The organism is Microbulbifer sp. MKSA007 (assembly GCA_032615215.1).
GTDB lineage: Bacteria > Pseudomonadota > Gammaproteobacteria > Pseudomonadales > Cellvibrionaceae > Microbulbifer.
The window spans coordinates 1,454,982-1,481,043 of the sequence record CP128433.1; the positions used below are offsets into that span (position 1 = coordinate 1,454,982).

24 protein-coding genes are annotated in these 26,062 nt (G+C 47.4%); 4 read left to right on the forward strand and 20 right to left on the reverse strand.

Translation table 11 applies throughout. The features are described from left to right. Window positions 1–505: 505 nt before the first annotated feature. The 13 genes from QT397_09185 to QT397_09245 form a co-directional block, all read right to left on the reverse strand. Complete coding sequence (locus QT397_09185) at window positions 506–1,363, reverse strand: PA4780 family RIO1-like protein kinase (protein ID WNZ57493.1); 858 nt, start codon at window positions 1,361–1,363, stop codon at window positions 506–508. A 524-nt stretch (window positions 1,364–1,887) separates the two neighbouring features. After that, the gene (locus QT397_09190) at window positions 1,888–2,457 is read right to left on the reverse strand and encodes a hypothetical protein (GenBank protein WNZ57494.1); all 570 of its coding nucleotides are present in this window, start codon (window positions 2,455–2,457) and stop codon (window positions 1,888–1,890) included. Window positions 2,458–3,280: 823 nt separating this feature from the next. Further along, complete coding sequence (locus QT397_09195; protein WNZ57495.1) at window positions 3,281–3,676, reverse strand: hypothetical protein; 396 nt, start codon at window positions 3,674–3,676, stop codon at window positions 3,281–3,283. Between the two features lie 69 nt (window positions 3,677–3,745). After that, window positions 3,746–4,231, reverse strand: coding sequence for a hypothetical protein (locus tag QT397_09200; GenBank protein ID WNZ57496.1), 486 nt, complete (start codon window positions 4,229–4,231; stop codon window positions 3,746–3,748). A gap of 558 nt (window positions 4,232–4,789) precedes the next feature. After that, complete coding sequence (locus tag QT397_09205) at window positions 4,790–5,182, reverse strand: hypothetical protein (protein ID WNZ57497.1); 393 nt, start codon at window positions 5,180–5,182, stop codon at window positions 4,790–4,792. A 123-nt stretch (window positions 5,183–5,305) separates the two neighbouring features. Beyond that, a complete protein-coding gene (locus tag QT397_09210; GenBank protein ID WNZ57498.1) occupies window positions 5,306–5,779 on the reverse strand; it encodes a hypothetical protein in 474 nt (157 codons plus the stop codon). 115 nt (window positions 5,780–5,894) lie between these two features. Then, window positions 5,895–6,173 carry a hypothetical protein gene (locus QT397_09215; protein ID WNZ57499.1) on the reverse strand — a complete coding sequence of 93 codons (279 nt, stop codon included), beginning with the start codon at window positions 6,171–6,173 and terminating at the stop codon, window positions 5,895–5,897. A gap of 17 nt (window positions 6,174–6,190) precedes the next feature. Further along, window positions 6,191–6,625 (reverse strand): hypothetical protein, encoded by a 435-nt coding sequence (locus QT397_09220; protein WNZ57500.1) that lies wholly within the window; start codon window positions 6,623–6,625, stop codon window positions 6,191–6,193. A gap of 750 nt (window positions 6,626–7,375) precedes the next feature. Further along, window positions 7,376–7,909: a hypothetical protein gene (locus QT397_09225; protein WNZ57501.1), complete on the reverse strand. Its 534-nt coding sequence runs from the start codon at window positions 7,907–7,909 to the stop codon at window positions 7,376–7,378. Between the two features lie 579 nt (window positions 7,910–8,488). Continuing rightward, on the reverse strand, window positions 8,489–8,782 hold the full coding sequence (locus tag QT397_09230; protein ID WNZ57502.1) for a hypothetical protein: 294 nt from the start codon (window positions 8,780–8,782) through the stop codon (window positions 8,489–8,491). Then, the gene (locus QT397_09235) at window positions 8,779–9,243 is read right to left on the reverse strand and encodes a hypothetical protein (protein WNZ57503.1); all 465 of its coding nucleotides are present in this window, start codon (window positions 9,241–9,243) and stop codon (window positions 8,779–8,781) included. Before QT397_09235 ends, QT397_09230 begins: the two co-directional genes overlap by 4 nt. An 819-nt stretch (window positions 9,244–10,062) precedes the next feature. Next, window positions 10,063–10,788, reverse strand: coding sequence for a hypothetical protein (locus tag QT397_09240; GenBank protein ID WNZ57504.1), 726 nt, complete (start codon window positions 10,786–10,788; stop codon window positions 10,063–10,065). 175 nt (window positions 10,789–10,963) lie between these two features. Continuing rightward, window positions 10,964–11,134, reverse strand: coding sequence for a transposase (locus QT397_09245; protein WNZ58529.1), 171 nt, complete (start codon window positions 11,132–11,134; stop codon window positions 10,964–10,966). A 114-nt stretch (window positions 11,135–11,248) separates the two neighbouring features. Here QT397_09245 and QT397_09250 point away from each other — a divergent pair, with 114 nt between their 5' ends. Next, window positions 11,249–12,235, forward strand: a complete 987-nt coding sequence (locus QT397_09250) for a transposase (GenBank protein WNZ57505.1) — start codon at window positions 11,249–11,251, stop codon at window positions 12,233–12,235. Between the two features lie 556 nt (window positions 12,236–12,791). On the opposite strand, the gene QT397_09255 is transcribed toward QT397_09250, so the two are convergent. Together QT397_09255 and QT397_09260 are read right to left on the reverse strand one after the other, a co-directional pair. Then, on the reverse strand, window positions 12,792–15,866 hold the full coding sequence (locus QT397_09255) for an AAA family ATPase (protein ID WNZ57506.1): 3,075 nt from the start codon (window positions 15,864–15,866) through the stop codon (window positions 12,792–12,794). 260 nt (window positions 15,867–16,126) lie between these two features. Next, the gene (locus QT397_09260; GenBank protein WNZ57507.1) at window positions 16,127–16,747 is read right to left on the reverse strand and encodes a hypothetical protein; all 621 of its coding nucleotides are present in this window, start codon (window positions 16,745–16,747) and stop codon (window positions 16,127–16,129) included. Window positions 16,748–18,070: 1,323 nt separating this feature from the next. On the opposite strand from QT397_09260, the gene csrA reads away from it, so the two are divergent. Then, complete coding sequence (gene csrA, locus QT397_09265) at window positions 18,071–18,259, forward strand: carbon storage regulator CsrA (protein WNZ57508.1); 189 nt, start codon at window positions 18,071–18,073, stop codon at window positions 18,257–18,259. Window positions 18,260–18,383: 124 nt separating this feature from the next. Here the strand turns inward: csrA and QT397_09270 are convergent, their stop codons facing one another. From QT397_09270 to QT397_09285, 4 genes are all read right to left on the reverse strand, one after another. Further along, window positions 18,384–18,800 carry a hypothetical protein gene (locus QT397_09270; GenBank protein WNZ57509.1) on the reverse strand — a complete coding sequence of 139 codons (417 nt, stop codon included), beginning with the start codon at window positions 18,798–18,800 and terminating at the stop codon, window positions 18,384–18,386. A 404-nt stretch (window positions 18,801–19,204) separates the two neighbouring features. Further along, window positions 19,205–20,476, reverse strand: coding sequence for an adenosylmethionine--8-amino-7-oxononanoate transaminase (bioA, locus tag QT397_09275; protein ID WNZ57510.1), 1,272 nt, complete (start codon window positions 20,474–20,476; stop codon window positions 19,205–19,207). Window positions 20,477–20,516: 40 nt separating this feature from the next. Continuing rightward, window positions 20,517–22,967, reverse strand: coding sequence for an FtsX-like permease family protein (locus tag QT397_09280; protein WNZ57511.1), 2,451 nt, complete (start codon window positions 22,965–22,967; stop codon window positions 20,517–20,519). Then, entirely contained in the window at window positions 22,967–23,689 is a 723-nt protein-coding gene (locus QT397_09285; GenBank protein WNZ57512.1) for an ABC transporter ATP-binding protein, read from the reverse strand. Before QT397_09285 ends, QT397_09280 begins: the two co-directional genes overlap by 1 nt. A gap of 45 nt (window positions 23,690–23,734) precedes the next feature. Here QT397_09285 and QT397_09290 point away from each other — a divergent pair, with 45 nt between their 5' ends. Together QT397_09290 and ttcA are read left to right on the forward strand one after the other, a co-directional pair. Further along, window positions 23,735–24,403, forward strand: a complete 669-nt coding sequence (locus QT397_09290; GenBank protein ID WNZ57513.1) for an arylesterase — start codon at window positions 23,735–23,737, stop codon at window positions 24,401–24,403. A 120-nt stretch (window positions 24,404–24,523) separates the two neighbouring features. Continuing rightward, window positions 24,524–25,441, forward strand: coding sequence for a tRNA 2-thiocytidine(32) synthetase TtcA (gene ttcA / locus QT397_09295; protein ID WNZ57514.1), 918 nt, complete (start codon window positions 24,524–24,526; stop codon window positions 25,439–25,441). On the opposite strand, the gene QT397_09300 is transcribed toward ttcA, so the two are convergent. Next, entirely contained in the window at window positions 25,326–25,931 is a 606-nt protein-coding gene (locus tag QT397_09300; protein WNZ57515.1) for a hypothetical protein, read from the reverse strand. The two genes, ttcA and QT397_09300, sit on opposite strands and share 116 nt — an antisense overlap. Between the last annotated feature and the right edge of the window lie 131 nt (window positions 25,932–26,062).

The window sequence follows — 26,062 nt, forward strand, 5'->3', positions numbered from 1 at the left end:
GGCATTTAGCCCCCCAAAAGCGAGGTGCCATTTCTCAAAAGGCGCCCCCTATCTTGAGCGGCTGGACATCTCAGCAAAACACTGGCTCTATCTCAGCTGGAACTTTGAAAGCCGCTTTAAAGGTTTGGTGGGATCAGTTGAGAGGGTAAAGCAAGCTTGTATCCAACTCGATAAACGCTGGGTACACGGAATAGGGATTGCCGGCGTTTCCTATCAGCCACACCCTGCTAATCTACTCCTACCCCAAATACTCTATAACACGATTACCACTCTTTCATCCAAAATATCATTTCCAAAAATCTGCATATCAATTCCCAGAACTTAATCTCTCTTACCTATAAGTCAAAGGGTAAGAGCCCCCAGAAAGAGAGCTTGCTCTACAGTTCACAGTATCCTCCAGCCTTTGGGTGTCTTAATGTGTGTGTGCACTAATTTTTGCAATAGGATAATAAACAACACCCGCAGCAACCAATAAGGTTACTAAGCCGGGTGCTTTCATCTAAATTTATGCATCTTCAGAAGATTCACGTATACGCTCTTTTCGTTCCAGTTCCTCTTGCATCACCGCTTTGATTTCTTCCAGCACGGCGTCGACATCAGCGCTGTCATCATCATCATCAAACTTGCCGCTGAGCGTTGAGCTAGTCGTTAAGTTACCCTCTTCAAACAGTGCCCACATTTCCTTGGCGTATTGAGTCTGTAATAAAGAGGGGGCAAATCTGCCATAATAACGACGCATATTGTCGACGTCGCGAGTGAACATTTCTTGTGCACTGTTATTGGCAGCGGCACTAACAGCTTGGGGTAAATCGATAATCACAGGGCCGGAATCATCCACTAGGACGTTAAATTCGGATAAATCACCATGTACAATTCCCTCGTGAAGCATGAGCATGATGTAATGAATCATTAATGCATGATCTTGAATTGCTTGCTCTTCTGACATTGTCACATCGCCAAGCCGTGGTGCGACATTGCCTGCTTCGTCAGTGATTAACTCCATCAATAATACACCGTCAACACAACCAAAAGTCTTGGGAACTCGTACATGAGCGCGTGCTAAACGGGATAAAGCATCAACTTCGGCATTTTGCCAAATTTCTTCTTGCTGTTGGCGGCCATAATTCGACCGTTTTTGCATGGCACGTGCTTGACGACCACTGCGAACTTTACGCCCTTCTTGGTATTGTGCGGCCTTTTTAAAACTACGCTTAGTTGCGTCTTTATAGACTTTGGCGCAACGAATTTCGTCACGACAACGGACAATAAATATATCGGCTTCTTTGCCGCTCATTAGGCGGCTGATAACTTCATCGATTAAGCCATCATCGATGAGAGGCTGTAGACGTTTGGGAGTTTTCACTAGATACCAGCTTCGTGTGTTCGGCAATTATTCATATATGCTATTGACATATTTCCATGTGTATTTGAGGCAAGAAATCTAATCCTGCTTATGGATAAAGAGCGATTATGGGGCTCTATAATGCTCGCGTAAAGGATGGGGGCAATGAGAATCGCACTTGACATGTGAAAACCCCTAGTAGGAAGATCACCGTTTAATGATCTCTAACTACCAGCGAATAGCTATACCGTAAGGTTTTGTGGGGAGGAAGCCGCGAGCAAAACTATGAGTTGGCGAACAGAATCATCCTATATGGCTTAATCTGGAGGCCAAGGGTGCCGAAGTCACGTGATCTAATGGATAGGGTTAATGATGCAGCTGATTTGTGAAATTTTATGCTCTTATCTTGGGGAATGTGTGTAATTTGTTTCAGCGATTCTGTCAGCGCGGCTACTGGCTGGTAAGTAGGTCCAACTTGTTAGCATTCATGACTCGCATGATGGGTGGGGTGGGGGCCGGTAGTTAGAAACTACCGGCTACCCGATTTATATTTCTTCTTGTTGAGGAACAAAAGCCTCTTTACTGCCAACGAGAACCACAATAAGAAGTATTATATCGATGACAATGCTAGAGATTGAACCAGGTATTTGAGCCATCAAGAACCCACTATTTGACTGTGAGCTAATTACTGCTTGAATAATGGCCCAAATAACAGACGCAGCGATAGCTATATAGAAAAGTTTTATCGCGAAATCTTTAGTCATCATTAGAAATATTCCAGATATAAGATACAGACCTGCTACGACCATAGATACTATACCAAAAACAATTGACCAAGATTCATACCACTCTGGGACCTTAAACTGTTCTTGCATAGACTCCATCATTTGAGAAAACTCAATTCGTTTGGGTTCACCTTCCTCTTCAATTTCTAGTGTCAATTGGGGCATATCCTTTCCATCAGGAGTCTCCCCTTTACTGAATTCAGCCATCATTTCTTTCTGCATTTCGAGGATCGAGGGCATGGCTATTTCCTGAGCGCCACCAAGAACCCCAAATATCCCGAAGATAATTGCCAACACTCCAATTATTGTCGCCCATGTAGGTCTTTTCATTTACTACTCCATAGTTCAGTAAAAATATAACGCCATTTGTAATGGGCAGCTTTGTGGCAAAGCCACGTTTAAAGCTGTCCAGCCCTAAGGACGATCATTGAAAAACTTGGTACGCCCAGCATGGGCGTAAACTAATGGGGCGAATGTCCTCTGTAGGAGGATCACCATTTAATGGGTTCCATTAAATGCTAACTACTAACGAATGGCAACTGCAGCATCGCGAGGTCTTGTGGGGAGGAAGTCGCTAGCAAAACTAGGAGCTGACGAACGGAAACATCATATGAGGCTTAGCCTGAAGGCGAGGCGGCCAAGGACACCGAAGCCATGTGATCTAACGGGTAGAGTAAATGATGCAGTTGTGTAGTAAAAGTTCACGTTCTTATCTGGGGAGATCTGTTTAGCTTGCTGCTATGTAGCTGTCAGCGTGGCCGCTGACTCATAAGTAGGCCAGCCCGCTAGCCACCATCGCGGGGATCGACAAAATGGTGGGAAATAGCAGCGCCTTGGTCAGTAATGGTCAAGGTGATTAAGCAGAAGTCAGCCGACGGCATAGTAGCCAAATGCCAGGTTTAATACCTTGGACAGGGTGAAGGCCTGAACCCAAAATCCACAAGTTAAAAGACAGGGCTAGCCTACTGATATCTTTCCAGTTGGATAAGTTGAGGTAGCGCACTGCCATGACACTTAACTCAATTGAAGAGCTGCTCGACGCTATCGTTGGGTAGAGATTCATTACGAATAGGGATCCGCCCATTGCGGACCCGCACGATGGGTGGTGTGGGGGCCGGTAATTAGAAACTACCGGCTACCCGATTTATGAGCCTCACCGCTCGTAGACCTGAATAGTAATCGCACGTCTGTTACCACGTACTCTGAATATTGTCAAAAGACCATATTGTTTGAAGTACATGATTTTTTCCCATTCTGGAAAGTTACTACTGCCCGGAAGACTAGATTTAGGCTGAAGCTTCCAGGAGCCACCCTCCTCAACGATCCTCATGAATGAAGCATGATCATGCTCTGACATCTCTATATAGAAAATTTCGTTATAGTTACCGAAATACTTTGCAATATTAGAAGCCTTCTCCCGCGCGACAACTACGAAATCCTCTTTAGGCTTGAAGCCGATAGTTTCATTGACTATTAACGAAAGATCATATTGCTTCGTACAACTGACAACTAAAAATAGAAAAAAAACAAATGTGGCCCGAGTCTTCATCGTTCATAACGCCCGCATTTACGGCTGGTTTGGAGCACAGCGGAAAACTAGTCCGACAACATGTGCTAGCTAGGCCTTGACAGCATGATAAAAGACTCCCAGCCCCTCGGGATCATAAAACTCCCAGCTAGCATTTTCATACCTAACGAATACATCATTAGTCTGTAGAGTATCCCACCAACTATTCAATGCTTCGAAAAAGATCGATGTAGTAAAATCACCGCATAGATCGTTTGGAAAATACGATATTTCAACAGCTATTTTTTCACCTTCAGGCCAATCGAGAAACAGATGAACCTGGCTTACAAAGCTATCTCTAGATTTCAGCTGTCCATGAATACAACCTTCTTCACGTTGTGTGATGTAAGACACTACACTTTTCGAAGACATTTCAACTACTTCACCGTCTTGATCTAGGAGCTCGCCATCGCTGAATTCCTCGAGAAATAGTTCAATGAACTTTCCGACACAAGCCAAAGTGGTTGGAGTAAACGTAATATCCCTAGTACTACCATCACTGTCGGTTAAATATTCAAGTACTTCAGCTTCATTCATATGAGAGCCTAACGCCTTTAGCAACGGCCGAAATGTAGCGGCAAAGCCGCGTAATGTAGGTCCAGCCACGCAGTGGAGATGTTGCCTAAATTTATTAGGTGACGCCTTACTGTCACTATCTATCCTTAATTGCACATTGGGTAAAGGGAGATAAGCTATTACACTCAATTTCGACTTTATGAACTGGCCCACTGTCTACAAGTGCATATGTCTTGTCCTGCGCGATAATAACCCATGAGTCGTTGCTAAGGGCTCAAACAGACCAGGGAAAGAAGCTGTGCTCCATAATGACTGACATAAAATTAAATTTCTCAATAGGCGTTAAGTGAAACGCACCAAGCGTGTCAGTTTTACCATCGGAGCTCCTACCTTCACATTGCTCGACTCCAATCCCGGCTACAACGCGTACGGGCAGGTTTTTCTTAGGTGATCCTGATTCACTAATAACACCTGATATTTCAGGAGTAAGATTACTGTAATGCGGGATTGGGACACACCCAGTCAAACCAAGAAGCATTAGTAATGTTAAAACTCGCACTCTAGTCACCTAACTTTTATTTAACTAAGTTGGTCATAGAACAATTCTTTGTCTTTCCAAGGATCCTGGTAGGCATCTAGAATATGCTCAATAACTGGAATAGCTCTAAAGTCAGGGATACTCTGTGCCTCTCTTAACCGTTTTTCTAAATGAGCGTTGTACCTCTTTAGCCTAAGGTGATACATACAAACCTGCGCCAGCTCCCAGGTACACTCTTTGAAAATATCGAAATCCTCGATAAATGCCTCTTCAAAATCCTCTTTGACAGTATCTTTGAGTTTATAGAGCTCCAGTATCTGTTCACAGAAAGGGACTAAATCTGGATTTCCCAAAGATTCTGGTGCAGCAAAAACGACTTCAGACTTTCTGAAGATTTCTCTTAGCTTTGACCTAAAGCCTGAATCCATATTCACAGTTAACCCCGAGTTCTGGGACGACCGAAGCGACGCACCTCCTTGTGTATAATGTGAGCGAAGCGAACTACACAAAACAGGTGCATAGCTTTGGGAGTCCACTGCAAGGCCGTATTAACAATTTTATCCAGGCATGCAGTAATTGTCATAGGAGTCCAGCCACTGTTGCGTGATTTCCTGACGCTCAACATTAGTACAAACGACCGTGTTTTGATCAATTTGTATAATAGCGATAACAAAGCCCATTTCATTTTTTGGAAGATACTCAATAGCTGGAGCTATCACGTGCTCACCAATTGAACTAAACAATTCTTCTTTGGAGTTTACTTCACCAGGAATAACATTATTGGGATTGCAAGTAATAAATGTTCTCTCTACTTCAGATTTACGATCAAATACAAAGCCCGAATAATTACAAGAAATACCCTTCTGTTGTGCATTCGCGATATAACCGGATACAGCAACTTGCCGCTCATCAGGGGAAAACAAAGATGGTATTTTTGAAGCGGCATAACCCAAGCCTACCAACACCAAGATAATTAAAAGGGCATAATTTTCGAATTTTTGCCACTTGGTTTTTCCCATTGGCCTATTCATAAAAACTCCAAATTACTTATTATTGCTAACGCCCACAGCATGAGCAGCCGAAGCACAGCGAAGGTCCAGTCCCAAAGGGGCGTTGCTGGCTTAACTTGTTAGGTTTTGTCCCAAATCACTCATTTATTTTACCAATAACAAGCTCCTTATCCATAGGGAGCACGGTGATATTTGGAATTTCTAATTCATCTAAATGTTTGTGGTAACTTGGAATCTCACAATTCGCCACCTCAATTATTTTAGCCGCCAACGCAAGCAATCCATCTTTATCGCCCGACAAGCACACACCGCCTTTATCTATATCGATTGCAAGCTTTCCTTTGCTAGCTCTGTTACTGAATGGAATGCCATTGGAATTAATTATAAATTTGTGGGTGAACTCAATTTCTTTCATAGAAACCTAACAGCTATTTAGTTGCTACTTGCTCGCAGCTCCCTTTTTAAGGTGAACCAAGCGCTAAAAGAGCTAGCGGCCCCAATAGAGCAGATTATGGCCATGCGGCTAATTGTGCCCCATTTCTCATCAGGTGAGTACGGGTCGATGCCATGAGCATGAATTTGATTTAAGCCATGCTGCAATAGCAGCGGAACTACTATACCAGCGGCTAAAAAACTAATACAGGAAAAAGAAAGTGGGTATTTATTGAAGATTGGCTTTAGTGGGAATAGAAGGATGCTCGCGCATAACAGCCCCAAAAGGCCATATAGAAAAATGTCCAGCATCCCGGGAAACAAAAATGAAAAGCCATCCCTGAAGAATATGAGTTCATTTAATGCAAGATAGAACCCGCCGACCACTCCGGCGGTGAGGGATGCTATGTATGTTGCATTTGTATGCTCATTCATGGATAGCAACTAACGCCTTTAGCATGCGCGGCTGCGTAGTAGCCGTCATATGCTTAAACTTGGTACGCCCAACATGGGTGTGAACTAATGGGGTGAAAGTCCCCTGTAGGAGAATCACCATTTAATGGACTCCATTAAATGCTAACTACTAGCGAATGGCAACTGCAACACCGTGAGGTCTTGTGGGGAGGAAGCCGCTAGCAAAACTACGAGCTGACGGACAGAAACATCATATAAGGCTTAGCCTGGAGGCGAGGTGGCCAAGGACACCGAAGCCGAGTGATCTAACGGGTAGAGTAAATGATGCAGTTGTGTAGTGAAAGCTCACGCTCTTATCTGGGGAGATCTGTTTAGCTTCCTGCTGTGAAGCTGTCAGCGTGGCCGCTGACTCATAAATAGGCCCAGCCCGCTAGCCACCATCGCGGGGATAGAAAAAATGGTGGAATACAGCAGGGCTCCGCTCAGTAATGAGTAGGGTGATTAAACAGAAGTCAGCAGAAGGCATCGTAGCCAAATGCCAAGATTAATACCTTGGACAGGGTGAAGGCCTGAACCTAAATCCACGAGTTGAAAGACAGGGCTAGCCTACTGATATGTTTCCAGTCGGTTAAAGTTGATGTAGCGCACTGCCATGACACTCAACTCAAATGAAGTTTTGCTCGACACTATCGTTGGGTAGAGATTCATTATGGATAGGAACCGCCCATTGCGAACCCGCACGATGGGTGGTGTGGGGGCCGGTAGCTAAAACTACCGGTTACCCGATTTAAGTGCAGGACTATCTACCTGCACCACAGTTAATTTAAACCCTTTGATACCTAAGCCATCAAATTTTTTACGATGCTCTGGATACCAAATTGACACATTCGTTGTTTCAGCAGCCGACTCAATTCTGGGCTTTTGCCAATAGCTATAACTTTCTCGCCCTGCTAAATATGCGTTGTTAGAGTTTACTAGCCCAGAACAGTTTGGGGTGCCTATTTTAAATGTGGCACTATCTGAGAGCGGTGCTGATAAAGTGATGCTCTCGGTCGGGACTGTTTCCCAGACCTCTGCAAGCCCCATTTCTCCGGCGTGGCACAGATAATCTACTACGTTGCACTGGATGGTTGTTTTTGCCTCATGCTCACCTAGCTCGCTGGTAAAAACCATTTTTGCCTCGAAGTACTTCGTTTTTTCAACTAACGAAGTAAATGGCTTTTCTACGGCACAACTTGTAAAAAGAATTGGTTCAATACAACCAGTAAGTGCAATCGATGCAATTGTAAGTATGAGTAGCTTCATTTCCTTTGTACACTTAACGCCTAAAGCAACGGCGAGCGTAGCGAGTCCAGGCCCGCAAGGCCGATTTTGGCTTTACTTGGTACGCCCAGCATGGGCGTGAACTAATGGGGTGAAAGTCCCCTGCAGGAAGATCACGGTTTAATGGATTTCATTAAATGCTAACTACTAGCGAATGGCAACTGCAATACCGCGAGGTCTTGTGGGGAGGAAGCCGCTAGCAAAACTACGAGCTGACGGACAGAAATATCATATAAGGCTTAGCCTGAAGGCGAGGTGGCCAAGGACACCGAAGCCGGGTGATCAAGCGGGTAGGGTCAATGATGCAGTTGTGTAGTAAAAGTTGATGTTCTTATCTGGGGAGATCTGTTTAGCTTGCTGCTATGAAGCTGTCAGGTGGCCGCTGACTCACAAATAGACCCAATCCGCTAGCCACTATCGTGGGTTAAAAAATGTGGTTGAACACAGTAGTGATCGTTGAGTAGAAATTCATTACAGATAGGGAGCTGCCCATTGTGGACCTGCACGATGGATACTGTGGGGGCCGATAGCTAGATACTACCGGCTACACGATTTAGAGCCTTACTCTTGATCCCACTCTTCTTCATAGCCATTACTTACCAAGTAGCCATTCAGTGAGTGAAAAATATACTCCATCCACTGCTCGATTCCTTCTTTCTCCAGCAGAGGGAATCCAGAACCTTGATCATCAGCAGCAACGTCTATCATTCCCCAATAGAATTGAGAAAGAGCTAATGCCTGCTCTCGATTAGAAACTACGCCTTTTTTAAGAATATCTAGTGCAGTTTCATTCTCCATCTTTTCAGCGTAGTGAATAAGGATCTCGCGTTCTTCTGGGTATTTATATTCAATCATAGTGCGTCTTGAGCCTCTTTAATTACTGACATCCGATCAGCAACCCAAGTTAACTTACTTACCAAGTCTTCAACCCTCATTCTTTCAGTAACTACAAGCAGGTAGTGTTTCTTATCTTTGGGGTCAGGTGAAAATTCTAAACCATTCGGTATATCTGCTTTTTCAATTACCCAAAATACATTAATAGGAAGGCCTTTTGTCACCTTTTTCTTCATTCTATAGATGCGCTTTAAATGCTGCCAATGCGCCGAGAATGAGAGCCCCATTTGTGGATGTGGTAAAACCCAGCGCTCATCTTGTGAGAAAAGATAATCACGTTTTCTAACGCCACTAATGATAGATGCATCATTGCTATTTCTATAGAGAGTTGGGTGTGCTCCAGCCTCTGTAGGACGTGCATAGAAAGGGCCAAGTTTACTTATATATTCCCTTAAATTCTCTACGGTTTTAAACTGTTCCATACATACATTCCATGTGAACTACTTAATCAACTCTAATGCTTGCCTCAACCGTGAAGCACATTGTACTGAGTCCGACAGCCAAAGGCTGCGTATTGCTGCTACCTGGTACGCCCAGCATGAGCGTGAACTAATGGGGTGAAAGTCCCCTGTAGGAGGATCACCATTTAATGGGTCCATTAAATGCTAACTACTAGCGAATGGCAACTGCAATACCGTGAGGTTTTGTGGGGAGGAAGCCGCTAGCAAAACTACGAGCTGACGGACAGAAACATCATATAAGGCTTAGCCTGGAGGCGAGGTGGCCAAGGACACCGAAGCCATGTGATCTAACGGGTAGAGTAAATGATGCAGTTGTGTAGTGAAAGTTCACGTTCTTATCTGGGGAGATCTGTTTAACTTGCCGCTGTGAAGCTGTCAGCGTGGCCGCTGACTCACAAATAGGCCCAACTCGCTAGCCACCATTGCGGTGATAGAAAAAAATGGTGGAACACAGCAGCGCTCCGCTCAGTAATGAGTAGGGTGATTAAACAGAAGTCAGCAGACGGCATAGTAGCCAAATGCCAAGATTAATACCTTGGACAGGGTGAAGGCCTGAACCTAAATCCTCGAGTTGAAAGAAAGAGCTATCCTACTGATATGTTTCCAGTCGGTTAAAGTTGATGTAGCGCACTGCCATGACACTCAACTCAAATGAAGATCTGCTCGACACTATCGTTGGGTAGAGATTTATTACGGATAGGAACCGCCCATTGCGGACCCGCACGATGGGTGGTGTGGGGGCCGGTAGCTAGAAACTACCGGCTACCCGATTTATGAGATTTATTTCTCAGATAAAGATGACCTCAGATATGTTTCATTTTCATAGATGTCTAATCCCGAGCTCCCATTTAACTCTAGTTCGTAACATTTACCATCTACTAATACACTCGGGATACTCAGCATTCCGGTATTCTTGTCATATGTAGCTGGAGCGAGTTCTTCTTGATTACCGCATCCTCCTTCAACAGATGATATTGCACCAACGGCATCAATATCTGCACCTGCCCATGGAGATCCACTTTGAGTTGGGAGTTGATCTACGATTTTAACGAATGAATAGCTTGCTCCTAATTCGACACCATTATTGACGAATGCATCAATATCTATGCCACCAGTTCCACCAGATGTCGAGCCCACGGATACCCAGTCAATACCATATTTACTTATATATACATCTGTAGGTTCAAGTTTGCTTCCTATCTCGAAAATCCATAGATCATTTGAGTCGTCCCCCGAGGATGTAAGCGCATTGTTTGTAAATTGTACGATAACCTCACCTTCATCGCCTAAAGACAAGTATTCTGGATCACCACCAGATACATAATCAGGAACACCTTTAATGTTCACGGAGTTTGTATAAGGTGAGGAGACATTTTCCCCTGGAGTATATTCAACGACACGGTCTGCGAATGAACGTATCCCATCTGGAAATTCAATTCCATTTATCTCGAAGGCATTTCCATTTAATGGAAATAGTATTGCAATAGGAACTAAAAGTGCTTTCATAGTAACTCCATTGTTGTTTTACTTCTCATAACGAGGCTTTAGAAAAACAGTTTTATAAAAAGCTGCTATTTCCCAGACTCCTCCAATTGAAATTTCGGCCAAATTTTATCTATACCACCAAATTTCATTCATTGTATTAAATTTAGGCGTCTTGATGCCCTTAATTTATACTCAATCAGTGGATACTGCCATGTCTCATCAACTTTTCAATGTTATGTACCAAGCAGAACATCTTCCATTGTCCTTGAACCTTACTTTTTCCTCGTAGCGAAAAGCGATTCAATCGCTTGTTGGTACCAATGCTCTTAAATACTGGCTCGACAACAGACATTCGATGCCCATAAATCAGGCCGGTTTCTGGACACCCATAAAAGGTAGAGCTTAAGGCGTCACAGCTATTGACACAATACGGAAATCACAATAAAAGTACTGGATATTAAAACAGTTAAATCCATACCCGATGACTCAGCCTCGCCGCTCACAGATCTCATTTGATGCGACTCCGTACTATCACTGCGTCTCCCGCTGTGTACGCAGGGCGTTCCTTTGTGGAAGAGATGATCAATTGGGGAGGGATTATGAACACCGGCGCCAGTGGATTGAGACTGGGATGCAAAAGCTAGCTGCTACCTTTGCGCTGGATATCGCTGCCTATGCGGTAATGAATAATCACTACCATGTGGTGCTCTATATTGATGCTAAAACAGCCAAAACTTGGTCTGATACTGAGGTCATTCTCCGCTGGCAGGAGCTATTTAAAGCTTCTAATTTGGCTCAGCGCTTTATTCAGGGTGCCTCTCTGGATTGCAGTGAAAAGAACAAGCTTAAAGAGCTGATCGAGCTGTGGCGAGAGCGATTAATGGATATTAGTTGGTTTATGCGCTGCCTAAACGAATCTATTGCTCGCCAAGCCAATGCAGAAGACCGCTGTACTGGCCGCTTCTGGGAGGGCCGTTTCAAGTCTCAGGCGCTATTGGATGAGAGAGCTTTGGCGGCCTGCATGGCCTATGTCGATCTCAATCCTATCCGTGCCGATATTGCAAAGACCCCGGAGGACTCCGATCACACGTCCATTCAGCAGCGTATTCGCGCTGTGATCTCAGGTGAGCAGCCTAAAGAGCTACTACCGTTTGTGGGCGGCGAGCGCCTTAATATGCCGAAAGGGTTGTCCTTTCAATTGGATCACTATTTGGCGTTAGTAGACTGGAGTGGCCGGCATTTAGACCCCAAAAAGAGCGGTGCCATTTCTCAAAACGCGCCCCCTATCCTTGAGCGGTTGGGAATCTCAGCAAAACACTGGCTCTATCTTAATCGGAACTTTGAAAGCCGCTTTAAAGGCCTGGTGGGATCAGCAGAGGCCGTACGGCAGGCCTGTATTCGGCTCAATAAACGCTGGGTACATGGCATAGGCGACTGCCAGCGTTTCCTATCTGCAGCGCCCCACTAATTTCCTCCTAACCTTTCGATACTATTCCTTCTGGTTTGGCCAAAATCACGCAATTTTCAAACCTCAAGCATAATTTCTAAAATTTCACCTTGCCCTACACCAGACCAGGAGAAATGGCCAGTCAAGCTGGAAAGCCTGTGCTATTTCCGGTGTTATCTTTCAATCTGTGGGTGTCCTATTGTTCCGGCTAGCCACCATCGCGGGGATAGAAGAAAATGGTGGAACACAGCAGCGCTCCGCTCAGTAATGAGTAGGGTGATTAAGCAGAAGTCAGCAGACGGAATAGTAGCCAAATGCCAAGATTAATACCTTGGACAGGGTGAAGGCCTGAACCTAAATCCACGAGTTGAAAGACAGGGCTAGCCTACTGATATGTTTCCAGTCGGTTAAAGTTGATGTAGCGCACTGCCATGACACTCAACTCAAATGAAGATCTGCTCGACACTATCGTTGGGTAGAGATTCAATACGGATAGGAACCGCCCATTGCGGACCCGCACGATGGGTGGTGTGGGGGCCGGTAGCTAGAAACTACCGGCTACCCGATCTACATGTACTTAGTGGTACTTAATCCTTCTGTTATCAAATGCAGGCATCGTTCCTTCGAGCACGTCAACAACCTTGTTGTTGATCATATTGCATTCAATAGCTCCTGGTGTATATGTGATCTTATGGCCGTTTGTTCGATCAAATTCGCAGTGAATTATTTGCTCAGCATCGCATACGACCGCAAGGTTTGGGTTGTGGGTTACCATAATTATCTGTCGTTTTTGTTTTGCCTCAGATAACACCGGAACAAGCAAGCTAACAATTGTTTCGTTATCTAAATTTTCTTCTGGTTGATCTAGAATTATAGGACTATTGCCTTTATCTACAAGCAGGTAGAAGATGAGAAGCAATGCTCCCCGCTGACCAGGGGAAAGTTGCTCAATTTGCGCATCTTGAAACATCAAAGTATACCTTGGTTCAAGATACTCAAGGCTAAAAATGAAATTATATACTTCATGTGCATCTCGATCTTTACGTAAAATAGATGCAATACCAACTTCATTCTTTGAGGCTCCTTCAAGTTTAGAATGTAATTCTTCTAAGAATGAAAGTACTGACTCTTTATCGTTAAAATCATGTCTGTCAATCAAGTCTTTAATTACAGACAAGCTCTCCGATTCTCCCCTAAACTCACCGGATGCTTGCTTTATAATAGAAAAGAGCTTCGATGAAACTTGATCTATGGTCGTACTCAACTCAGCGCTAAACTGCAGTTTATACTCATCACGTATTAGCGCATTGTTCTGAATAAGTGACTGAATAGGTTCAAATAGCGTTTCACGTGTTTTTCTTTGCTCTTCCAAAATATCAAAAATTTTACCTGCTAGTACTCGTCTTTGACCAATTAACTCCCCCCTTCGGCTAGGCAGTTGCTCAAGCTGTTCCTTTCTATATTTCAGGCCTTCAAGAGTATCGGGTGATTCTTTAGTGCCCTCTAGCTCAGCTTTCCTCTCTTCCCATAATTTGAGCTGATCTAAATATTTTTGGTATACCTGATGCGGAGCATTTAATTGAGCATTTAACGGGGATTTTTGCTCTGTAAGATATTTCTCATCGAGGTCCAGCTGCTGGCTGCTAGCCTTCAGCTCAGTGTCGCGAGCAGAGGTCGCTTCTTCGATATCGGAGATTGAGTTGTTGTCAATTTCGATTTTAATGAGATTACCAATTTCTAAATCCAACAACTTAACATCAGCGCCAAACTCAGAGGTAAACTGTTGAACCGCTCGATTAACAACCTCAAGTCCTTCCTTGATGCTTCTGCAAGCCTTTCGTTTAGCAGCAAGGTTTGTGAGCTCTTCTTGATTCGCTTCCCGCTTATTTTTCAAGTCTTCTAGCTCTGCAGAAATAGAAACTAGTTTTTCTGTAGCCTTTTGTTGCTCGGGGGATAACTCATCTGTTGGCTCAGAAACTTCAGGTGGCCGAGTTTTTATGTGTTCTTCAAACAATCTCTTCTTTTGGATTAGCTGCCCTTCTATCCCTTTACGCACTTCGACGGTCATCTGATGCTCAACTGACGCTATCTGCCAGTTAATTTTGTGCAATTCACTACGCAAGCTTTCTAGATTGCTCCTCAAAGAGCTCTCTTGTTGTTCAATAAGTTGATCGAAGTCATAGGCGCCCAAACGAATTGAGTGATCGGCATGAGAGAAGATTACAGACCTTAGTTCGTTTTCAAAGGCATTTGACTTACCTGACACATGGGTATTACATAGTTCTTCGAAATGGCCCTGAGGGATATATTTAACAAGCTCAACATTTTCGGTTGCTGGATTTTCGTTGAGGTTTTTAACTAGTTCTTGTTCATCAACCCAAGTAATTTTTGCATTGAAGCTTTTGGCTGGCTCACCTGTTTTTCCTCTGAAGCGATTTTCTTTCAAGAATGAAAAGTGGTGGTTTTGCTTAGAGTTTCCAAGTAGCGCAGTTATATCTGCCAACGCACTTTTACCACTGCCTTTATTGCCGATAATTGCAACCATGTCGTGATTTAGAGACAGTTCGGTTTTATCAAGCCATGAATTAGCAAGTACCGAATCACTATCCTTTAGAACTTCCAGCTTATCAATAAATAGGCTTCGGTTTTCTTTAACCAACAAATATTTCGGTGGTGCTGAACCAATGAATGAGCGTTTAGCTGGTTCTTTAATTGCTTGTTTGAGCCCTTCAAAGGTTGGGTTTGCTTTGAGCCATGTAGCTTTACCTGAAGGGTAGTCACCGTAGCCGCGTCGATTATTATTCCCAGGTTCACCTGTGAACCTATGTGCATCACTTCCTGATACTGCGAGTCTAGGTATGTTTCCTAAAGCATATTGAAAATCACCTATCCAATTTCTATTTTCGTCTGTCTCGACCCCCGCAAAAGCAGCCCATAAAGCTGGAGTCCTAGTTTCAAAAATTGGTGAAGCATCGAATAACCTGAGCACATAAGCGTAGTGTTCTTGCCACTTTACATCTGCCAATCCATCGTTGGTATTAAATGGCATAAACCCAAGAGCCAGTCCGTCAGGCACACTTCGAATTGCCTGCTTGTAGCTTTCGCATGTTACTTCTGCGACAGTTGAACCAGCTAGTAACGCAGTCTCATCACTGCTATCCACATCGGATTTCTTGAAGCCTTTTTTACGTAACAGATCCTCACCAACTTGGCGAGCAAGGTGTTTCAATGAATAGTCAGATAGTGGCCGGTCAATCAGCGCGACATTCAATGCTGTACGAAAATCATGCAGAACTTGATCATCAATATCATTTGAGAACAATACATGAGCGTTGAGCCTACCATCCATAGGAGCGACCAACCGTAACTCAATACCGGGAAAAACTGTTTTTTCCAGTTTCGGGGCTCCTGCTTGTCCTAAACGACGTTTTAGTGCGAACCACCCGTCGAAAGTCCAATAATCCATGATAGCGAAAACTGCTGGTTCAGCAGCATTTAATGCATGGATCATTTCATCAACTAGTTCAGTGTTTTCAGGTGAGTTAGGGGCAGAATTAAATTTACGTCCCTCCCAGTGGAAAGATGCTGGAGTATGGATATGAAGATCCCATTTACGCCACTCTGAACCTCGAGTGTACTTAGTATCCATCATGTAAATCCTTGATCATAATTATTCAATATGGGGCAGCAAGTGTGCGCACTTAGGAAGATGTAACGCTCCCATCAAGCGCCGCCGTAGGCGGTGCTTGGATGGGCTTGTTAGGCGCAGAATTTATTCCCAGTATTTAGAGTGTATGAAATTTCGCAGAGTGCTACTTTTTATAGATATAATTTCTTTTTCACGCTCATGCCACCCAACGAATATACCTGATAAACGGCACGCAAATCGAAGCTCGTTTTCTGAATCTATACCTACAAGCTCAAGAACTGGACCACCGCTATTACCGCTAAAGCTGGGGGGGTTACTTTCTTATTGTCGCTATCTACAGCATTTTTCTTACTGAAATGAAATACAAGAGGGTTTCGTATATGAGGTTTGGATTGATGATTTTTTACTGGAGCAGTAAAGCTTGTTCCTTGAATATATTTTTTAATCTTGTTGAGTCTTGGATTGATAATATTCTTCTTTCCAGGGAAACCAATTAAAAAGTTTATCCCTGTTGATTCTGATTCAGTCCTATTGTTATCAATTGGTAAGGCTTTAATCTTCTCAATGCCATTATTACTAAGCCAGTCAATGCCTAAATGACTGACAGCTAAATCATCTTCTTCAGATATAGCAAAAGGCATCTTGTTTAGTGGTATAGAATGACTATTTATGTTAACAATTAATAATTCTTCTGCATGCTCTTTTACAACATGAAGAGCGGTAACAAGAAAAAACTCACTCCTTTCCTGAACAATGAAGCCAGTTCCAAGGAGCTGGGCAACTCCATTATGGTGAGGTTTTTCTGTATAAATAGGGACAAGAATATCACCCCACTTTTGTACCATTATATCTATATCACTTACGGAAGCTTTCACTTCTATCATATTGATTCCATATTGGTGTTGATATGAGGAGCGCCTAACAGCTATATAGTAATCAGTCTGACCACTATTATCCTGATTGTTATCTCAGAATCAATTTCTACGCTAAAGCCTAAATCTTTATTTAAAACCATAGACTTAAGGCATCCTGATACGTCCGTGCAAACTAGAAAAGCGATCACTTTGACCTCTATCCTAATTTTAACGCTAGTCCGTAACCCATTGATTTTATGATTTTTTTTGGGTTTACTTTTTTTCTCCAATATCACTGTCAATACGATCGCAAACCCCTAAGCTAGCACTCGCTAACTTTTACGGGCTGGTATTAGTTGGGGAGTGGTTAAGGTATCCAGGGTGCCTCTGAATCACTCTGTTATATCTCTGTGGATCTTGAAGGCTAAAGATGTTAGGCGCAGTTCGCCGCGAATGGACGTAGCCCTTTGCAAGCGTTGCAACGCAGCAGATGTGGCCTTCAAGGATTGGCCTGAGGGCTTCCATAACGATTCATGCACCGTGTTGAGATTTCCTCTAAGGTCTAGTCATTCCTTTGAAGCTACGCTCTTATTGAAACCACTCTGTAAGTTGAGGCATCACTGGATTCCTCAGAGGCTCCTAAATCTCGCAGTAATATTCTGCAAGTGACTTTGGTCTATGGAGAGATCTTTTCTGTAGATATATGGAGTACGTATTAAGTCGAAGCATTGATGATCTATTGTTGTCTGAACTCCAGCGTGGGAGCGGTGGGTATATTAATCTAAACGGCCATTTTTATATGCAACCGAAATTTTCAATGCGTGAGCAACAAAAAATATAGGCACAAAAATAATCTTATTAGATTTTATTAGGATTGTTTTAGTGTCAAAGCCACGTAAAATCGATAGATATTTATTGGTATTTTGGCCGCGATTAAGAGTCCACCTAAAGCCAATAATCAAAGCAGTTCGGTTCAAGATTATCGAGAGAATCAAGAACCCAAGAATTTTCTAAAGACCACCCCTTAAAAGGAGAACGGTAGCGTGAAGTAAGAATAAGTAAAAGGCGCTGACCCAAGGTGCTGGAACACCTGGGGCCAGCTAACCAAATTGATAAAGACCCTATCAAGATGGCTATATGCATAGTACGCTAGAAACCCGCTCGTCTTCAATAAAGTGGAGCACAATCAGCGGCTTGGAGAGATTCTTCAAGCCCTGGGGGCGTTGCGTCTGCCTTTTCTTTTTCTATGCCTACCGTTCTCGTGCACCACCTCGCAGTTACTCAAAACATTTCTATTCGAACTTCCAATTGTGGAAGGTCTACCTATGGTTTGAATATCAGTAGGAAAAAAATATGTTGATCTTAAAGCGCCGTACAGGCGAAAACTTATGGATTGGAGCGAATGTCTCAATCACAGTATTAGAAGTTAAGGGCAATCAGGTAAAGATAGGAATAATTGCTCCAAAATCTCTGCCCGTACACCGCGAGGAGATTTATGTGCGGATCAGACAGGAAGGAAATCTGGGCAGTGGGAATCGTTGAGAGGTTGATGGAGATCGTGGCGGGGTGGTGTTGCTATGAAAGCGCTAACTACTGTTAGTTAGCGCTTTCAGTCGAGCCAATCGCAGCGAATAGGGTCGCTGGTTCAGCTCGGGAATGCTCTTTATTAGTGATGTTTATGCTTAAATCCAGCTTCAAACTTTTCTGCTAATTTAAAGTAGTGATTCAGATCCTTGCGGGTTTTTTCTGGGCGGTTGTTTTCGGAATTAATGTGGATGTTCTCCACAACAACGGCGATGTCTTTTGCCAGCTTCTGTCTTTCGCCTTTCAGGTTCTCAGCGAAATACTCAACACTTTTTTCGAGGGTGTAGGTGATGACATGAATCTGGTGAAGTTCAGCAGGATTCAGCTTTTGCTTGCTTTTAATTTCTGCTGTTTTCTCAATGAAAATCTTCTTGGCATCCTTCATAGAAGTAACGTCCGCTACTTTGAGATGCTGGATGGGCTTTTCGTCTGATGCGGGGCTAGCTTGAGCAGTGGTAGCAAAAGTAACAGCAAAAAGTAACGCAATTAAAGTTCTCATTTTTCCTCTCTAACGCCCAAACGCTAAGGGTTGATAAGGCATTGATCGGGCGAGGTGAATGCCTAATATTTTTCAGTGATCATTTTGACCACTTTGATCGCTATCGTAAATGAGGATAACTATCATTAACATTCATGATACAGGAATTTTTAGGTGCTCAAAACACTTCGCGTAAAAATTGCTATCAAGCTGATCGAAATTTGTAAGGAATAAGAAAATTGAATCTGGAAAGAATGCACAGGGGAGGGGCAACGGAGGTTTTTAGTCCGGAAGAGGCGCCCCCGTGTTATGGAATTTGATCTGTTACCCCTCTCTTCGCGGTAGCAAAGAGAGGGTTATTTATAGGATGAGTCGGTTAGTTCGGGATTATTGAGACCGGCCTCACAAATTAATTGGTACGGAGGCTAGGAAATCTCTCCCAGTACATCAACCATCGCCGAAGTTAATTGGCTAAGGTCTTGTTTAGAAATCACATAGGGCGGCATGGCGTAGACCAGCTTGCCGAAGGGGCGCAGCCAAACTCCGCGTTCGATTAAAGCTTCCTGCACTTTGGCTGTATTTACCGGCTCGCGCATTTCCACCACGCCAATCGCTCCAAGGGCTCGAACATCGGCGACACCCGGTGCGGATTTTAATGAGGCTAGCTGTTCGGTCAGCTGTTGCCCGATTGCGGTTACTCGTTCCTGCCAGGGTCCGCTGAGTAGCAGTTGAATACTGGCATCGGCGACGGCACAAGCCAGGGGGTTACCCATAAAAGTGGGGCCGTGCATAAAGACACCGGCTTCGCCTCGGCAAATACCTTCGGCCACTTTATCGGTACAAAGGGTGGCGGCCAGGGTCATGGTGCCGCCGGTGAGGGCTTTGCCCAGGGTGAGGATATCGGGGGTGATATCGGCGTGCTCACAGGCGAACATTTTGCCGCTGCGGCCAAAGCCGGTGGCGATTTCATCGGCGATCAGCAGTACGTCGTGCTCGTTGCAGAGTTCGCGCACCCGGCGCAAATAATCGGCAGAATAAAAACGCATGCCGCCAGCGCCCTGGACGATGGGCTCTAAAATAATCGCGGCCAGTTGATCGCGATTCTCTTCCACTTGCTGGCGCAGCTCGGCGATATCACTGTCACTACAGGTACTACCAAATGGTGTTTGCGGAGCGGGTGCAAACTGGTGCTGGTTCAGATGCTCAGCAAACAAATGATGCATTCCGGTGACTGGGTCACAGGTGGCCATGGCCCCGAAAGTATCACCGTGGTAACCGTTGCGCAGGGCCAGCAGGCGGTTCTTTTCGGGCTTGCCATGGGAGTGCCAGTATTGGACGGCCATCTTGATAGCCACTTCCACAGACACTGAACCGGAGTCAGCAAGAAATACCCGGTTGAGGCCAGCTGGAGTGATTTCCACTAATTTCTTGCACAGCTCGATCGCCGGTTCGTGAGTCAATCCCCCGAACATCACATGGGACATTTTGTCCATCTGCTCGCGCATGGCCTGGTTTAGCTCGGGCACATTGTAGCCGTGCAGGGCGCTCCACCAGGAGGACATACCGTCGATCAGGCCGCGCCCGTCTTCCAGGTAAATACGTACCCCTTCGGCCCGCGCTACAGGGTATACCGGCGGCGGGTCGATCAGGGAGGAGTAGGGGTGCCAAATATGTTTGCGATCGAAATCCAGGTCCATAAAAACTAAATCTTTATTTTCAAGAGCCGATAATCATCAGTTAGGCCAGTTCGCGCAGTACTCTGAGCGGGGGCTGGCTGATCGAGCTGTAACAGGCCAGGGTACCGGCGGTGCCAACCAGTACTGCACCGGTGAGTGGCCCGGTTAGCCAAAGGACTGGGTGCAATATCACCGGCAGTTCAAAGACCCAATAAGACAGCACTGCCAAGGTGGCTTCAGCTCCGATAGCCGCGAGCAAACCGGCGGCAAAACCCAGCAGGCCAAATTCCAGTATCAGGCTTCTCAGCAACAAGCGCCTGCGGCCTCCCAGTGTGCGGATAATTGCCGCTTCCTGCAATCGCTCGGCGATACTGGCGCGCACCCCGGCAATTAATACCAGGACCCCGGCAACCAGCATCAGGGCCATAACCGATTCGATAGCAAAGGACACCTGGTTAATGGTGTCGCGGATACGCTGGATGATCTTATCCAGCTCTATCACGCTGACGCTGGGAAAGGCGCGAACCAGGTCGTTGACCAGCAACTTGTCCTCTGGAGGGAGGTAAAAACTGGTGATATAGGTAGCCGGGAAATCATCGATGGTGCCCGGTGCAAATATCATATAGAAGTTGGGGCGCATGCTGTTCCAGTCCAACGAGCGGAAGCTGGCTACCGGGGCTTCTACTTCCAGTCCGCCGATGGAAAAGCGCAACTGATCTCCCAGTGACAGTTCCAGCTGGGCTGCCAGCTCCACTTCTACCGAAACACCTTCGCTGGCCTTGTCCCACCATTCGCCTTCCAAGATACGGTTGTCCGGCGCCAGGGTATCGGTGTAGCTCAAGTTCAATTCCCGGCGAACGCCACCGGGACGATCTTTTTTCTCTTTTATCGAGACGCCGTTAATCGCTACCAAACGGCCGCGCACCATGGGGTAAAACTCGGTGCTGCTTACCTCGCCCTCTGCCAGCATATTTTCCATGGTTGGAACGTCGTGGGGGGCGATATTCAGGAGGAAGTGGTTGGGGGCTTTTTCCGGTAATTGCATCCGCCATTCGTCCACCAGGGCGGTGCGGGCAAAGACCATGGCCAGCATGGCCAATAATCCGGTGCCAAAAGCGGCAATCAATAGGGTGTTAAACGCGGCTCGGCGTTGCAGGCTGCCCAGGGCAATACGCCAGGCTCCCCCGAGGGAGGCCAGCTTTCCGCGCACCAGGAGTCGGTTAACCAGGGCGCTGCCCGCTACCAATAAGAGCATGCCGACAAACAGGGCGAGCGTCATAAGCAGACTGCCGGACAGCCACCAAATCAGAAGCAGCATGGCGCTGGGGCCGAGAATCAACCCGAGCCATTCGCGTCTGTCCGGGTTACTCCAGTCGTGCCGCAGGGTTTGCATCGGGTCTGTACGCGCTAAACGGAAAAGTGGCGGCAGGGCGAAGCCCAGGGCGCAGGCGAGGCCGGTGGCGAGTCCAATCAGCAGTGGGCTCCAGCTGGTGGCCGGGGGCTGAACCGGGAAGAATCCTTCCATCAGGTTGACCGCCTGGCTCTGGATAAAGGTGCCCAGTGCCAGACCTATAGCAGTGGCAATCAGGGTGAGGGCGGCCAGTTGTCCCAGGTAGATACCGAGAATTTTGTTGCGCCCGGCGCCGAGGCTTTTCATTACGGCTACGTAGGCGCCGTGGCGCAGTCCGTAGCGTCTGGCTGCCAGGCCAACGGCGACGCTTGCAAGAAGTACAGCTAGGCTGGCGGCGAGAAACAGGAAGGACTCGGCTCTATCCAGAGCAGAGGCAACCCGTGGCTGGCCTTCGCGCAGGTCCAAGATCCGCTGGTGTTCAGTGAGCTGAGGTTTGAGCCAGTCAAAGTAATCCTTTAGGGCTTGGTCATCACCGGCAAACAGATAGCGGTAGCGCACTCGGCTGCCGGGCTGGATCACACCTGCGGCGGGCAGGTCGGCGGTATTGGCTAGCAGTCGCGCGCCCATATCAAACAGGCTGGTGCCCCGGTCGGGTTCCCGCTCCAGTATGGCTGTCACTTTTAATTGGGTGTCGCCGAGGGCGATAGGATCGCCGAGCTGGATTCCCATCAAAGGTAGAAGGCGGGACTCCACCCAGGCTTCTCCCGGGGGAGGTCCTTGTGGTGCCACCTCTCCGGGGCCTCCTTGGGACTTGCTGATTTCCAGTTGTCCCACCAATGGATAGCCTTTGTCGACGGCTTTGACCGAGACAAACTGAAACTGGTCGTTGGCGGAGATCATGGATGAAAACTGGACTATCTGGCCCTGTTCCAATCCCTTTTTGTCGGCTTCCTCCAGCCATGCGCTATCCACGGGCTTACTGCTGCGCAGCACCCGCTCTGCGGCCAGGAAGGTGAGGGATTGCTGCTCCATGGCGCGGGTAAGGCGGTCGGTAAAATGGGCGATCGCAGTGACACAGGTAACAGCCAAAACCAGGGCCGAGGCAATCAGCGCCAATTCGCCACCGCGCCAGTCCCTGAACAGCAGTCTGAGTGGCAGCATCAGGCGGACACCTCCGACAGGTTGTCCCCGTCGATAAGGGGAGCGTAGGTATCTACGGCGCCTGCCGACATATGCAGGTGGGAGGCACAGCGCTCTGCCAGTCGCTGTTCGTGAGTCACCAGCACCAGGGTGGTGTCAGACTCTTCGTTGAGTTTAAACAGCAGGTCGATAATTTTGGCGCCGTTACCGGCGTCGAGGCTGCCGGTGGGTTCGTCGGCAAAGAGGATGGCATCTTTGCTGCTAAAGCTGGCAAAGGCCCGGGCAATGGCCACCCGCTGTTGCTCACCGCCGGATAGTTGGCGCGGATAGTGGCGCAGTCGCTGCTCCAGGCCCACCCGGGCGAGAAACTCTTCCGCCCGCTTGGCGGCGCCCCGTTCACCGCGCAATTCGCTCGGTAGCATCACATTTTCCAGGGCGGTAAGGCCGGGCAGCAGTTGGAACGTCTGGAATACAAAGCCCACGCAGCGGGCGCGCACCGCAGCGCGCTGCTCTTCGTCCATGGCGGTGATCTCGTCACCTGCCAGCCAGATCTTGCCCTCGGTAGGTTTGTCCAATCCCGCCAGCAGGCCGAGCAGGGTGGACTTGCCGGAACCTGAGGCCCCTGTCACAGCGAGGCTCTCGCCACGGGCGACTTTCAGGGAGATATTGTTTAATAGGGTCAGTGGCCCTTCGCTGGTGGAGACCCTGTGATAGAGGTTTTCTGCCGTGAGAATGGCGGACATACTGTATTCCCTTTGCGGATACGCGAGATTTTTGGAGAGTATGACATGACAACAGCCTTTTTTCGGCAGTTACTGACTCGGTTCGGCTTGGTGCTGATGCTGTCGGTCCCCAATCTGGCACTGAGTGCAAACAAGCCCGGCACTCTGCTCGTATTAGGGGATAGCATAAGTGCGGCCTACGGTATCGATGAGGAGCTGGGCTGGGTCAACCTGTTGCAAGAGCGCTTGCAGGAGAAGGGGCGCCCGGTGAAGGTGGTCAATGCCAGCATCAGTGGGGAGACCTCCGCAGGCGGTCTGACACGGCTACCGCGCCTGATGGAAGAGCACAATCCCCAGTGGCTGATTGTCGAGTTGGGGGGTAACGACGGTTTGCGCGGCTACCCACCCCAGAGCTTGCAGCGCAATTTGCAGCAGATGGTCAAGCTGGCAAAAGATTCTGGGGCCGAAGTCCTGCTGCTGGGGATGCGTATCCCACCGAACTACGGCCGCGCCTATACCGAGGCTTTTGCCGCTGTATTCCCCAAAGTGGCTAAGGCCGAAGAGGTCGCCCTGGTGCCCTTCCTGTTGGAAACCGTGGCCCTGGAGCAGGGCGCTATGCAATCCGACGGTATCCACCCCACCGCCAAGGCGCAGCCGGCCCTGCTGGATCATGTCTGGCCCTGCGTGAAGTCCCTGCTGGGGGAGAAGGCGGCTGGTGAGTCGTGTACTCCGTGATCGAAATGCGTACAATCGCGCCCCCAGGAACAGGAAAGCCTGGCTCTGGTCCCAAAGTTTAAGGTTTTGTGCCGGTACTCTGGGCCCGGTCACTGGTCGCGAATGAGTTAGAGAGACACCATGCCCGAATTGGAAAACCGCCGCGAGCGGCTCGAGTTTAATAAGCTGCAAAAGCGCCTGCGCCGCCATGTGGGCCGCGCCATCGCCGACTTCAACATGATTGAAGAGGGCGACAAGATTATGGTCTGTTTGTCCGGCGGTAAGGATTCCTATGCCATGCTGGACGTGCTGCTGAATTTGCAGAGGACAGCGCCGGTTAACTTTGAACTGGTGGCGGTCAATATGGACCAGAAACAGCCGGGCTTCCCCGAGCATATCCTGCCGGAATACCTGCAATCCCTGGGTGTTCCCCACCATATTGTCGAGAAAGATACCTACTCGGTAGTGAAGGAAGTGGTGCCTGAGGGCAAGACCACCTGCGGGCTCTGCTCCCGTCTGCGCCGTGGCACCCTGTATGGCTTTGCTGAAGAAATTGGCGCCACTAAGGTGGCACTGGGCCATCACAAAGACGATATCGTCGAGACCCTTTTCCTGAATATGTTTTACGGTGGTCGCCTCAAGGCGATGCCGCCCAAACTGCGCGCCGACGATGGCCGCAATATCGTGATTCGTCCGCTCGCCTATTGCCGCGAAGAGGACATCGCCCAGTACGCCGAGTACAAGCAGTTCCCGATTATTCCGTGCAACCTGTGCGGCAGCCAGGAGAACCTTCAGCGCCAGGCGATCAAGCAGATGGTGCGGGAGTGGGATAAGAAATTCCCGGGCCGCAGCGAGAATATTTTCGCCGCGATTACCCGGGTGTCCCCGTCACAATTGGCGGACAGGGACCTCTACGATTTTGAGAGTCTGGAACTGGATCGCTCTACGCCGTCGGCTGTCGAGCGTCCTGACCATTCAATCCAGCGCCAGGTGAATTCTTGGGAGCCTGAGGATGCTCAGGAAGTGGAGCCCCAGTATATCGAGGCGCTGAATCTGTAGGATCTGCACCGCTGACCAGTTGCGCGTAGCTGCATTCAAAGTCCCGGGGACTGGCACTGGGCCCGTGGTGAAAGTGCTGATGCCAGAGACGCGCCATATTGGCCACGTCTGAGGTTTCCTCCTCCTGGATCTTGTGGACTTCGGCCGACCGGTAAATCAGCCAGGCAATGGCTGTGGCATAGCGCAGGTTGGTGGTCAGTTCGCTGTGGGGGTGATCGAGAAAATCCCGCTGGCTCGCCAGCCCCCGCACTTTTGAGGCGAGGCTTGGGTGATCGATCAGGTATTGATCCCAGATTTCCCGGTGGGTGTGGGGCTGGATTTGGTAAATACCCAGCCCGTGGCGCCGTCCCTGTTTGAGGTGGAAGCCCAGTTGCGACTCCTGGGCAGCGGTTCCCAGAAGGAGGTTCTCCATGCCCTGGCTCCAGGCTCTCAAGTGCTTGAGGGTTGGACGGATAACCTGGAGTCGGAGCTCGTCCAGACAAATGCCCATAGTGTTGTCTTTTTTTCTGTAGTTGTATCCAACATATATGTAGTTTGCTGATTGAGTCGGCGCCACCTTATGGGTAGATTTACGCGCAATAAACATAACAATTTTTAGGTGGTGCTCTTTCCATAGCTCAA